This is a genomic window from Streptococcus nakanonensis, assembly GCF_059738785.1.
In genome coordinates this window covers 528,535-540,983 of the sequence record NZ_AP027139.1, presented here as the reverse complement: position 1 = coordinate 540,983, position 12,449 = coordinate 528,535, and the positions used below count along the sequence as shown (strand labels likewise).

General features: G+C 42.8%; 10 protein-coding genes. All 10 read right to left on the bottom strand.

Going from position 1 to position 12,449, the window contains the following annotated elements; all coding sequences use genetic code 11:
- Positions 1-750 precede the first annotated feature (750 nt).
- Positions 751-1,731 carry an acetylxylan esterase gene (locus AC6I9F_RS02860; RefSeq protein WP_049511397.1) on the bottom strand — a complete coding sequence of 327 codons (981 nt, stop codon included), beginning with the start codon at positions 1,729-1,731 and terminating at the stop codon, positions 751-753.
- A 319-nt stretch (positions 1,732-2,050) separates the two neighbouring features.
- Positions 2,051-4,066: an ATP-dependent DNA helicase RecG gene (gene recG, locus AC6I9F_RS02855; protein ID WP_049511398.1), complete on the bottom strand. Its 2,016-nt coding sequence runs from the start codon at positions 4,064-4,066 to the stop codon at positions 2,051-2,053.
- 18 nt (positions 4,067-4,084) lie between these two features.
- Positions 4,085-5,188, bottom strand: coding sequence for an alanine racemase (gene alr / locus AC6I9F_RS02850; RefSeq protein WP_049511399.1), 1,104 nt, complete (start codon positions 5,186-5,188; stop codon positions 4,085-4,087).
- Positions 5,178-5,540 carry a holo-ACP synthase gene (gene acpS / locus AC6I9F_RS02845; protein WP_498023166.1) on the bottom strand — a complete coding sequence of 121 codons (363 nt, stop codon included), beginning with the start codon at positions 5,538-5,540 and terminating at the stop codon, positions 5,178-5,180. Before acpS ends, alr begins: the two co-directional genes overlap by 11 nt.
- Before the next feature lie 44 nt (positions 5,541-5,584).
- A complete protein-coding gene (locus tag AC6I9F_RS02840) occupies positions 5,585-6,616 on the bottom strand; it encodes a 3-deoxy-7-phosphoheptulonate synthase (RefSeq protein WP_050222442.1) in 1,032 nt (343 codons plus the stop codon).
- 1 nt (position 6,617) lies between these two features.
- Positions 6,618-7,649, bottom strand: a complete 1,032-nt coding sequence (locus AC6I9F_RS02835; protein ID WP_173276527.1) for a 3-deoxy-7-phosphoheptulonate synthase — start codon at positions 7,647-7,649, stop codon at positions 6,618-6,620.
- Between the two features lie 80 nt (positions 7,650-7,729).
- Positions 7,730-10,243 carry a preprotein translocase subunit SecA gene (gene secA, locus AC6I9F_RS02830; RefSeq protein ID WP_050251536.1) on the bottom strand — a complete coding sequence of 838 codons (2,514 nt, stop codon included), beginning with the start codon at positions 10,241-10,243 and terminating at the stop codon, positions 7,730-7,732.
- A 145-nt stretch (positions 10,244-10,388) separates the two neighbouring features.
- Positions 10,389-10,679 (bottom strand): hypothetical protein, encoded by a 291-nt coding sequence (locus tag AC6I9F_RS02825; protein WP_173228800.1) that lies wholly within the window; start codon positions 10,677-10,679, stop codon positions 10,389-10,391.
- Positions 10,680-10,712: 33 nt separating this feature from the next.
- Positions 10,713-11,048 (bottom strand): hypothetical protein, encoded by a 336-nt coding sequence (locus AC6I9F_RS02820; RefSeq protein WP_050101569.1) that lies wholly within the window; start codon positions 11,046-11,048, stop codon positions 10,713-10,715.
- An 81-nt stretch (positions 11,049-11,129) separates the two neighbouring features.
- Positions 11,130-12,440, bottom strand: coding sequence for a ribosome biogenesis GTPase Der (gene der, locus AC6I9F_RS02815; protein ID WP_001207696.1), 1,311 nt, complete (start codon positions 12,438-12,440; stop codon positions 11,130-11,132).
- Between the last annotated feature and the right edge of the window lie 9 nt (positions 12,441-12,449).

Sequence of the window (12,449 nt, the reverse complement as noted above, 5' to 3'; positions counted from 1 at the left end):
AGTTCAATGAACTACCTTCCTTATAGATGAAATTGATATTCATGAAGGAAGTCGCCCTTTATTTTTTGCAAAAGATACTAGTATGAATCTATTTGGGAAATTGAATTTATAAGCTGCTCACTTATACTCTTCGAAAATCAAATTCAAACTGCGTCAACGTCGCCTTGCCGTACTCAAGTACAGCCTGCGGCTAGTTTCCTAGTTTGCTCTTTGATTTTCATTGAGTATTAGTTTTTCTAAAATAATTCTAATCTATTATTCTAGCACTAATAGACTCTTTGGCTAAATCTCCTTTCTACATCTCGTTTCACCAAGAACTTTTAAGAGAGAAATACTCTAAATTAGTTTTGTTACCGTTTTCAATTAGAGTATACTTTTTTTTTTTAGCATTTCAAGTCTTTTTCTAATTTGGAATTTAGTTTCAAATCTTTTTAACTATATCAACTACATTAAAAGTACTTTCAAAAATAAGCAGGTTTCTTGCAAGACCTGTTTCGAGTGGACAAGATAAGAAAACAAGAAAGTCAATTTTAGGAGAAAATGAAGGAAATAATCTTGTGATATAACAGTATAATATGAAAATTGAGCAAATTGATTGGCAAATTCAAACCAATTTCTAATAATGATTTAAGAATTGTAGTGTCCTAATATAGATTCAATGCACTATAAAACGCATAGTATCAAGCTTATTCAACACCTGATACTATGCGTGTTTGTGATTTTTAAGATTTTGTGCTTAGAGTCAACTCCTTATTTTAGATATTTAAAAGTAATCTCACTGCCACAGAGCCAGTTGTAAACTTGGTCATTGACAAAAACATTCATGGCTTCATGGGCATACTCAGGCATGATGCGATAGGCCTTATCGCAGGTCAGCCGGTTGTAAATCGCAAACTGGGTAATAGGATAGCAAACATCGTCATCCAAGCCCGTAATCATCTTAACTTCACCCTTGATACGATGGGCAAGATTTTTCACATCGATATAGGCAAGGGTCGCCATGATTTCCTCCTCTGTTTCATGGAAGGGGTCGTGAAACTTGAAATAACGGAAAAGTTCGTCGTAAGCCTCGCTAGTATTACCAATCTCAAGAACTCGTCTGAAGTCTGATAAGAAGGGATAAATGGCAACTGTTTTCTGAATTCGAGGATTGAGCGCTGCTGCAACTAGAGCTAGAGCCCCTCCTTGTGAGGCACCATAGCTGGAAAGTCGCTTCTCATCTACCTGATGTAGACTAGCAATAATTTCAACCAACTGGTAAATATCCAGATAAACATCCTTATAAAAGAGGTGGTCACGACCCTCCACAGCACCACGGATGATATGCCCCTTAACCGTATTTCCTAGAGGAGAACGCAAGCCATCTTGCGAATAACCTGACTGTCCACGGACATCCATGGAAACAACACCATAACCAGCCACGGTGAAGACTAGCATGTCGGCCCAGTCCCAGCCACGTCCCATATAACCATGAAAATGGAAGATTAGTGGAATCTTCTCCTCACTCTTTGGAAGAACGACGCGTGCATAGACCTTGCCTTCCTTGCTTCCTTCAAAGGTTAGTTCATAGCACTTGACTTGTGGAATGTGGAAATTTCTTTCCTCCAACTGGTAGGCTGGTAGAGTTGAAACTTTTTTCACTTCCCCATCCCAGAAAGCATCAAAGTCTTCTGGAACCTCATCCCTGCCTTTATAAGTCTTAATCTCTTCTAACAAAGCTAAATTTTTCATAATATACTCCTTTTGTTTTGTAATCGCTATCACAACTGTAGCACATCTAGGGAAGCAATGCAAGAAAGAAGGGTAAATAGAAAGTGAATTTAGCTTTTCCTCCTTCAAGCCTATTGACTGAAAGTAGTTTTAGAAACGAAAAAAGAGCATTTCGCTCTTCTTCCTTTATTCAATCTTAGTTTGTTGCTTCCTTCTTTTGGAAAGTGCTTGGGTAATTTACTTTAATCGTTACTGTCATCTGAGAGTCCTCATTTCTTTTTGATGACTCTAGTATAAGGGCCAAACCTGAAAGCTAGCTTAAGTTTTCCTTAGAGAAAGCTTAATCCAGATGTTCTTTCTTTTCCAGATGAAAAGCAATCATGCGCCACTCTGGATCCTCTTGCCAACCTTCGATAGAACTAATGTAGCTAGCAACCTTTCTGGCTTCTTCTAAAATCGGAAAATCTTCGATAATATCAGCTACTTGGAACTCTGGGAGTCCTGACTGTCTGGTTCCAAAAATCTCACCTGAACCACGCATTTTCAAATCTTCCTCCGCAAGGACAAATCCATTGGTGGTTTCTGTCATGATGCGCATGCGGTCTTTCCCAGAATCCGTCTTGGGATTAGCAACAAGGACAGCGTAGGACTGCTTGTCTCCCCGACCGACACGACCTCTGAGCTGGTGAAGCTGGCTGAGCCCGAAGCGGTCAGCATCCATGATAATCATGACGGTCGCATTGGGAACGTTGACTCCAACCTCAATAACCGTTGTCGAAACCAGAATATCTGTTTTTCTCTCTTTGAACTCCTGCATAATCTGGTCTTTTTCGTCACTCTTCATCTTACCATGTAGAAGAGCCACCTCTGCCTTTCCTGCAAAATGAGCCGTCAACTCTTCTGATAAGGCAATAGCATTTTTCAGATCCAGAGCTTCTGATTCTTCAATCAAGGGAGAGATGACATAGGCTTGAGAGCCTTTTTGGATTTCCCCCTCTAACCAAGTCAAAACCTGAGGTAGTTGCTCATGCTTGATCCAGCGTGTCACAATAGGCTTCCGTCCTGCTGGCATCTGGTCAATAATGGACACATCCATATCTCCAAATGCTGTGATAGCCAGCGTCCGTGGAATAGGAGTCGCCGTCATCATGAGGACATCTGGGTTGTCGCCTTTTTCCCGTAAAATACGCCTTTGCCCCACGCCAAAACGGTGCTGCTCATCGATGATAATCAAACCAAGACGAGCATAATCCACCCCATCTTGTATCAGAGCATGAGTCCCGATAATCAAATCAGCCTCACCCTTGGCAATAGTCTCTAAGACTTCTCTTTTTTCTGCAGCTTTCAAGGAACCTGTCAAGAGAGCGAGTTTTAGGTCTGGGAAGAGACTCTTCAAACTCTCAAAATGTTGCTCTGCAAGGATTTCAGTTGGTACCATGAGGGCTGATTGGTAGCCAGCTGTCACCGCCGCAAACATGGCCAAGCCAGCGACTACCGTTTTCCCGCTCCCCACATCCCCTTGCAGGAGACGATTCATGTGGTGGTCCGACTTCATATCGGTTAAAATTTCCAGCAAACTTTTTTCTTGAGCTGGGGTCAGGGCAAAAGGAAGGCTTTCCTTGACTGCTGTCACCTTTTCCTGAGACCAATCTAGAACCAGACCGCTTCCCTGAACTCTATTTTCAGATTTGAGCGTCTGCAATTGCATTTGGAAATAAAAGAGTTCCTCAAATTTGATACGGCGAAGGGCCTGCTTGTATTCCGCCAAATCCTTTGGAAAATGCATAGCTCGGACAGCCTGACAACGGGACATGAGTTTGTATTTGTCCAGCAAAGACTGGGGAAGATTTTCTTCTATCAAGAGGTCCAGTCCCTGATCAAAGGCTGTCTTGATGACCTTGACTAGACTGGCTTGACTGATTCCTTGAGCCAGACGATAGACAGGCTGTAGATCATCCTCTACCTGAGCCAAAACCTTCATCCCAGTTAGACTAGCCTTGCCACGGTCCCATTTTCCAAAGACAGCAAGGGTTGCTCCCAACTCTATCTTATCAGCTAGGTAGGGTTGGTTAAAGAAATTCACGGCAAAAACGACTTCTCCCTGCTTGAGGCTAAAGCGCAGACGATTGCGCTTGAAACCATAATACTGAACACTGGCAGGAGTCACGACTTGACCAGATAGGACTGCCTTCTCCCCGTCTTCCAGCTCCAGCACTTGCTTGGTCTTAAAGTCTTCATAACGGAAAGGAAAGTAGAGCAAGAGGTCTTGCAAGTTTTCAATTCCTAGTTTGGCGTATTTTTCTGCTGACTTTGGTCCCACACCAGGTAAGACATGCAAGGGTTGATGTAGATTCATGCTCCACTCCTTTCTTTTCTAATAATATTCTCTCGGAATGCGGTCGCTGAGGAGACAAACCACCTCGTAGTTAATGGTTCCACGGTAGGTCGCTACCTGAGTAGCTGTGATTTCCTTGCCCCCGTTAGAACCAATCAAGGTTACTTTGGTTCCCAGCGGATAAAGCTTAGGCAGACGAATGGTGATTTGGTCCATAGAAACCCGCCCAACGATTGGGCAAGCTTGGCCATTTACCAAGACAGAGAAATTCTGCATATCTCGTGTCCATCCATCCGCATAGCCGATTGGCACGGTCGCGATGACTTGCTCGCTATCCGCCTGATAGGTAGCTCCATAGCCCATACAAGCTCCAGCTGGGACTGTCTTGACATGAACCAGAGCAGATTCCAAGGTCAAGGCTGGAGTCAAGTCATAAGGCAAGTCCAAAACCTCTCCGCTAGGATTGAGGCCATACATGGCATCTCCCATACGGATCGCATTGAAAATAGTCTCTGCATGCCAAAGAGTCGTTGCCGAGTTGCTAGCATGAACCAGCTCTGGAAGACCTTTCATACTGGCCAAAATAGTTTTAAACCGTCCCAACTGCTCATTAAAATAGTCATCTGATTCCTCATCAGCAGTCGCAAAGTGGGTAAAAATCCCTTCAACACAAACACCATGTTGTTGGAGCAAGTCTTGAGCCTGCACAACCTCACTGGCCTCTCTAAAACCAATCCGTCCCATCCCTGAGTCAATCTTGAGGTGGACTGTCAATCCAGTTAGGTCCGCTTCCTTATCTAAGAGTGCTTGAATCCACTCCAGTCCAGCCACAGTCAAGGTGATGTCATATTCTTTAGCTAGAGCAACAGCTTCGATTTCAGAAACTCCTAAAATGAGGATTCGCTTGCTCAGTCCAGCTTGTCTGAGTTCAATGGCTTCATCGATATTGGAAACGCAAAAGCCATCAACTTCATCCTGAATCGCCGTCGCAACGGCAACAGCTCCATGACCATAAGCATTGGCCTTGACCACTGCCCACTTGAGCGTTCCTTGAGGGATATGAGCCCCCATTTGCTGAATATTTTGTCGAATAGCTCCCAGATGAATCAGAGCCTTGGTTGGTCTATGTGGACTAGCTTTCATGATTTTCCTCCAAAATGACACTGGCTGTCACAAAATGATCGGTATGGCTAATAGAGAGCCAAATCTTTCCTGAAAACGGTGACTGACTAAAATAAGGCGCCCCGCGTTCATTGTTCAAGACTTCCAAATCCTGAAAACCGAGCTTGCCAATACCCGTTCCCATAGCCTTGGAAAAGGCCTCCTTAGCCGACCAGCGACCTGCCAAATATTCGATTTGCCTGCGCCCTTTAAGACTGGTGAAGCGCTCCATTTCCTGAGCGGTCAGCACGCGCTTAGCAAAGCCTTCATGTCGTGCAGCCGCTCTTTCTATCGAAGCCAATTCTTCGATGTCAATTCCGTGTCCAACTATCATTCTCATCAAAAGGAGTTGAGATTCCCCAACTCCATCCTTTTCACTTATTTTGTCAAGGTAGCATAAATCTCTTCTACCAAGGCCTCTGTATTTTCCCAACCCAAGCAAGGATCGGTAATAGAGCAACCAAAGACCTCTGGTTGGTTTTGACGACCATCTGCTAGGTAAGATTCAATCATAAAGCCTCGAACCGTCTTTTTGATTTTCTCATTCCAATCACGATTTTGCAAGGTCTGGCGAACAATTCGAATCTGCTCCATATACTGCTTGCCTGAGTTATCATGGTTGGTATCAATGAGGATAAAAGGATTTTCAAGTCCCATGGTTTCATAGCGTTCAATGGCTTGGAGTAGGTTTTCATAGTAGTAGTTCGGCATATAATTGCCATACTCGTTAACTGCTCCACGGAGGATGACATGGGACAAAGGATTACCTGAAGTCTCAACTTCCTGCCCATGATAAAGGAAGGTTTGCTTGTTTTGAGCAGCATAGATGGCGTTAAACATAACACCCAAATTTCCTGAGGTTGGATTTTTCATCCCTACTGGTGCATCAATCCCAGAAGCCACAAAGCGGTGCTCTTGGTCTTCCACAGAACGAGCTCCAACGGCATGGTAGCTGACCAAGTCATCCACCAAGATCAAATTTGACGGATAAAGCATCTCATCTGCCGTCGTCAAACCAGTCTCTGTAATCACGCGGTAGTGCAACTGGCGCACAGCCTGCAAACCGTTAATCAGGCTTGGAGCCTTAGAAGTATCTGGCTGGTGAACCAAACCCTTATAGCCGTCTCCGTTAGTACGAGGCTTAGCAGTATACACGCGCATAACCATGAAAATCTTGTCCGCTACCCTCTTTTGCAAGGCGGATAAACGGCGAGCATATTCCAAGACAGCCTCTTCATTATCAGAAGAGCAAGGACCAATCACCAAGAGAATACGGTCATCTTCCCCTGAAATAATATCTGCCAATTCCCTGTCACGACTTTCCTTGAGTCTCAAGGCTTCCGCAGACAATTGGGTTTCAGCCTTGATGACTTCCATATCGATTTCTTGACCTTTTTCAATAAATGCCATCTTATTCTCCTAACGTTTTGTAAATTTCTCTGACAAGAGCTTCTGTGTTATCCCAACCCAGGCAAGGGTCTGTGATAGACTTGCCAAATACTTCTGGCTCATTTTGTCGACCATCTTCCAGATAAGACTCAATCATAAAACCACGAACGTACTGCTTGATCTTTTCATTCCAATCACGGTTAATCAAGGTCTGGCGGACAATTCGGATCTGTTCCATATACTGCTTACCAGAATTGTCATGATTGGTATCAATGATGATAAAAGGATTTTCCAAGCCCATTTTCTCATACTGGGCAATGGTATCAATTAAATTGTCATAATAGTAGTTGGGAATATTTTTTCCATATTCATTAAGAGCACCACGAAGAATGGCGTGCGAAAGCGGGTTCCCAGTTGTTTCCACTTCTTTTCCTAGGAAAAGGAAACTTTGTTTGTTTTGAGCAGCATAAATCCCATTAAACATAACATTGAGATTTCCAGAGGTTGGATTTTTAAAACCAGTAGAAAATCCTGCCCCACTTGCCACAAAGCGGTGTTGCTGGTCTTCAACTGAACGGGCACCAACAGCCATGTAAGAAATCAAATCATCTACAAGCGGCAGATTTTCAGGATAAAGCATTTCATCAGCTGTTGTCATACCAGTTTCCGTGATGACACGATAGTGAAGATGGCGAACTGCTTTGATTCCATTGATAAGACTAGGCGCTTCTGTCGCATTAGGCTGGTGAATCAAGCCCTTATAGCCATCTCCGTTGGTACGAGGTTTGGCTGTATAAACACGCATAACCATAAAGATACGGTCTGCCACTTCTTCTTGTAAGACTGCCAAACGCTTAGCGTACTCAAGAACAGCTTCTTCATTGTCAGATGAGCATGGCCCGATTACCAAGAGAATTCGTTGGTCTTCTCCACATATAATGGCTTCTAGCTCTTGATCACGCTGTGATTTTCTCTCCAAAGCCCGACCTTCTAATTTTGACAAGGCACGAACTTCTTCAATATTGATTTTAGGACTTTTTGCTGTAAATACCATAACTCATCTCCTTATAAAGCAAACGGATACCAAGTAAAAATTTACTTTTCACAAGGTATCCGCCTCTAAACTATCTCATTTTATTGTCTTTTACCGTGACAGTTTTTAAACTTCTTACCAGAACCACATGGGCAAAGTTCATTGCGTCCAATCTGGCTCAAATCCAAATCTTCTGGCATACTTGCTTGGTGGGCAGCGATATTGCGAGTCGCTGTTGTACTGATATGGCGTTCTGCCTGTGGTCTTTCTTGTTCGTGAATTTGTGCTTTCATCATCAAACGTGTCACATCAAACTCAATCGAACCAATCATATCATTAAACATACGGAAACCTTCTGCCTGATACTCAACAACAGGGTTGTTCTGAGCATAGCCACGAAGTCCAACCGCGTTACGCAATTGATCAAGGGCATCGATATGATCTGTCCACTTGTTATCCACCACTCGTAGAATCAAAACTTTTTGGAATTCTTTAACTGCTTCTTCATCACGTAGTTTTGAAACCTGACTATCGTAAACTTGCAAGGCACGTTGGAAAAGCTCTTCCTTAATAGCCTTATCAGACAAACCTGACAAGTCTTCCATCGTAATAGAATCTTCTGGAAGCAAGTTGTACTTAGCAAAGTTCAAAATCGCTTCTAGTTTTTCATCTTGTTTGGCACGCGCATGACCATCAACGACACGTTCAATCGTGCGTTTAATCATAGACTGAATTTCAGGTGCCAAGTCACGGTCTGCAGTGATGACATCGTAACGTTGAGCATAGATAATCTCACGTTGTTCACGCATGACATCATCGTATTGAAGGACTTGTTTACGAGTATCATAGTTATTTCCTTCGACACGTTTCTGAGCTGCTTCAACCTGACGCGTCAACATACGAGACTCAATGGCCTCTTCAGACATGTTGAGACGTTCAAAGATTCCCTTCAAGCGTTCAGAACCAAAACGTTTCATCAAGTCATCTTCAAGAGATAGGTAGAATTGTGACTCACCTGGGTCTCCTTGACGACCTGAACGTCCACGAAGCTGGTTATCGATACGACGGCTTTCATGGCGTTCTGTACCAATCACACAAAGTCCACCCAATTCGCGAACCCCTTCACCAAGCTTGATGTCGGTACCACGACCGGCCATGTTGGTTGCAATGGTAACAGCACCACGTTGACCAGCATTCATGATGATTTGGGCTTCTCTATAGTGATTTTTGGCATTCAAGACTTCGTGAGGAACGCCAGCTGCAACCAATTTCTTAGAAATGTAGTCACTTGTTTCAACAGCTACTGTACCAACCAAGACAGGCTGACCTTTTTGGTAACGAGCCTTAACGTCTTCGACAACCGCCTTAAACTTAGCCTCGATACTTGCATAAAGTAGGTCTGAGTGGTCAATACGTTGAACAGGACGGTTGGTTGGAATTGGAATAACACGAATGTTGTAAATTTCACGGAATTCTTCTTCCTCAGTCTTACCTGTTCCCGTCATACCAGACAATTTCTTGTACATACGGAAAAGGTTTTGGTAAGTGATTGAGGCAGATGTCTTGGTTTCATCCTGAATTGGCACACCTTCTTTGGCTTCAATGGCTTGGTGCAATCCATCAGAATAACGACGACCTTCCATGGTACGACCTGTAAATTGGTCGACAATCAAGATTTCTTGCTCTTCGCTCACCACATAGTCAATATCGAGAAGCATGATATAGTTGGCACGAAGGGCGTTATCGATAAAGTGAGTCAGAGCTACGTTTTCGATGTCATAGAGATTTTCAAGTTTGAAGTAGCTTTCAGCCTTGTCAATCCCTGAATCAGACAAACCAATAGTCTTAGACTGCACATCGATGATGTAGTCGTCTTTGTCCAAAGATTTTACATAGTGGTCTGCCATGTGGTAGAGCTGACTGGTTTCAACCGCATTTGCACCTGATACGATCAAAGGTGTACGAGCTTCGTCAATCAAGATAGAGTCAACCTCATCGACCAAGGCATAGTTAAGCGGACGTTGTACCATATTTTCAGCACGAACAACCATGTTATCACGAAGGTAGTCAAATCCGATTTCTGAGTTAGTTGAGTAGGTAATATCACACTCATAGGCTTCTTTTTTCTCCATTGGAGATTTGGCAGCCAAGTTGATTCCTACTGACAAGCCAAGCCATGAGTACAATTCACCCATCTCAGTCGCGTCACGTTCTGATAGATATTCATTGACCGTAACTACGTGAACCCCTTTACCTGAAAGGGCATTGAGGTATACCGGCATAGTCGCAGTCAAGGTTTTCCCTTCCCCTGTACGCATCTCTGGCACGTCACCATGGTGAAGAACGATTCCCCCCATGACCTGAACCTTATATGGGAAGAGACCTAGGACACGTTTGGCACCCTCACGGACAACCGCAAATGCTTCATAAAGCAATGAATCCAGTGATTCTCCATTTTGATAACGTTCTTTAAATTCAACTGTTTTTGCTTTTAGTTGGTCGTCAGTCAAAGCAGCCATTTGGTCTTCGTATTTGAAAACCTTGTCAGCCATCTTTTCCAGACGACGGATTTCTCCTTTATCATTTTCGATAATTGTTTTTAAAATATTAGCCATGTTTTTCCTTACTTTAAATTCCGAATATTTTAGAATGTTCTTTTAATTTTAGCACAATTACTGATTATTTTCAAGGAAGAATCCCCATTTTGAAAAGGAAAAAGAGGCTAGTTTCCAAGCTAACCTCTCTGACTTTTATGATGCTTTAATTGCCAACAAAAATCGGCAAAATCGCAAATAGGATAAATAGATTTATCCAAAGAGAAAAACAGCAGATCAATCCAAAAACAAAGAGACTGACTTTCTTGGACAGCAAGGCCATCAAAATAGACAGAATACCAAAAACTAGCAAGACTTTCTGTATGCTGAAGAGGTCAATCTTTCCCCCCAGAATCGGACTGCCCCAAGGAAGAAAGAAGAAAGCAATCCAGATCAACAGAACTAAACCAATATAGACCTTAGAATAGCGTGTAATAAATGATTTTAGATGTTCCATAAGCCACCTCCTACAAATAAAAACCGATATAAATCAATGCCTTCCACCTTTAGACTTCCCTAGTTCCCGTCTCAAGCGAAGCATTTTTTTGAAACAGAAATAAGTTAACCTATTCAGACCAATAGCTAGCAGAATAAAAAGAAACCAAATGCCCCATAACTTGATATCTGTCAAATTTCTCAAGACGATATTGAAAAACAGAACTGAAATAACTGTCCAAGCAAGGCTAAAAAGAGCATAGAGGGGAATGTAAAACCAGTAAAAATAGTAAAAAATTGGGAAAAATTTACTTTCTCTATTATCCTTTTCAATCCAGCTAAAAAAGTAAAACCAGGGAAATAAGATTATAAATTTAAACAAATGTTTCATCGACACCTCCTTTTTGATAGCGTTTTCTATTATTTTATTATATCAAAAAAATCTGGAAATGTCATTCCAGATTCTACTTTTTTATTTACGTTTTCTTGCGATAAGATGGATTGGAGTCCCCTCAAAGACAAAGGCCTTGCGGATTTGATTTTCCAAGAAACGCAGGTAAGAAAAGTGCATGAGTTCTTCTTCGTTAACAAAGATAACAAAGGTTGGTGGTTTGGTTGCCACTTGGGTCGCGTAGAAAATCTTGAGGCGTTTCCCTTTGTCTGTCGGTGTTGGGTTAATGGCAATAGCATCCATAATAACATCATTCAAGACAGCTGATGGAATACGTGTGTTTTGACTTTCACTGATTTGCTTGATCATCTCAGGCAGTTTGTGAAGACGTTGCTTGGTCAAAGCGGATACAAAGATAATCGGTGCATAAGGCAGGTATTGGAACTGCTCACGGATATCTTCTTCCCAGTTTTTCATAGTGTGGTTGTCTTTTTCAAGAGTATCCCACTTGTTGACCACGATAATCATCCCTTTACCAGCTTCATGGGCAAATCCTGCAATACGCTTGTCGTATTCACGGATTCCTTCTTCCGCATTGATGACCATCAAGACCACATCTGAGCGGTCAATAGCACGCATGGCACGCATGACAGAGTATTTCTCGGTATTTTCATAAACCTTACCAGACTTACGCATACCAGCTGTATCAATCATGGTAAACTCTTGACCATCTGTATCTGTAAAGTGGGTATCAATAGCGTCGCGCGTTGTTCCAGCAACAGGACTGGCAATGACACGGTCTTCTCCCAAAATAGCGTTAATCAAGCTTGATTTTCCGACGTTAGGACGACCAATCAAGCTAAACTTAATCACATCTGGATTTTCTTCTTCATATTCATTTGGAAGATTTTCTACGATGGCATCTAGCACATCCCCTGTACCGATACCATGGACAGATGAGATAGGCAGTGGTTCACCCAAACCGAGGGCATAGAAATCATAGATATCATTTCGCATTTCAGGGTTGTCCACCTTGTTAACCGCGAGGATAACTGGTTTGTGGGTCTTATAAAGCTTACGGGCTACGTATTCGTCCGCATCGGTAATTCCTTCCTTACCAGACACCACAAAGACGATAACATCGGCTTCTTCCATGGCAATTTCTGCCTGGTGCTTGATTTGTTCCATGAAAGGAGCATCGACGTCATCGATTCCTCCTGTATCAATCATGCTAAAGGAACGATTGAGCCACTCACCCGTCGCATAGATACGGTCACGTGTCACTCCTTCGACATCTTCTACAATGGAGATTCGCTCACCAGCGATCCGATTAAATAGGGTTGATTTCCCAACATTGGGACGTCCTACAATGGCAATAGTTGGTAGGGCCATAATTTCTCA

Coding starts and splice junctions, on each gene's coding strand:
- AC6I9F_RS02860 (WP_049511397.1), bottom strand. CDS start 1,731: ATGAAAAATTTAGCTTTGTTAGAAGAGATTAAGACTTATAAAGGCAGG.
- recG (WP_049511398.1), bottom strand. CDS start 4,066: ATGAATCTACATCAACCCTTGCATGTCTTACCTGGTGTGGGACCAAAG.
- alr (WP_049511399.1), bottom strand. CDS start 5,188: ATGAAAGCTAGTCCACATAGACCAACCAAGGCTCTGATTCATCTGGGA.
- acpS (WP_498023166.1), bottom strand. CDS start 5,540: ATGATAGTTGGACACGGAATTGACATCGAAGAATTGGCTTCGATAGAA.
- AC6I9F_RS02840 (WP_050222442.1), bottom strand. CDS start 6,616: ATGGCATTTATTGAAAAAGGTCAAGAAATCGATATGGAAGTCATCAAG.
- AC6I9F_RS02835 (WP_173276527.1), bottom strand. CDS start 7,649: ATGGTATTTACAGCAAAAAGTCCTAAAATCAATATTGAAGAAGTTCGT.
- secA (WP_050251536.1), bottom strand. CDS start 10,243: ATGGCTAATATTTTAAAAACAATTATCGAAAATGATAAAGGAGAAATC.
- AC6I9F_RS02825 (WP_173228800.1), bottom strand. CDS start 10,679: ATGGAACATCTAAAATCATTTATTACACGCTATTCTAAGGTCTATATT.
- AC6I9F_RS02820 (WP_050101569.1), bottom strand. CDS start 11,048: ATGAAACATTTGTTTAAATTTATAATCTTATTTCCCTGGTTTTACTTT.
- der (WP_001207696.1), bottom strand. CDS start 12,440: ATGGCCCTACCAACTATTGCCATTGTAGGACGTCCCAATGTTGGGAAA.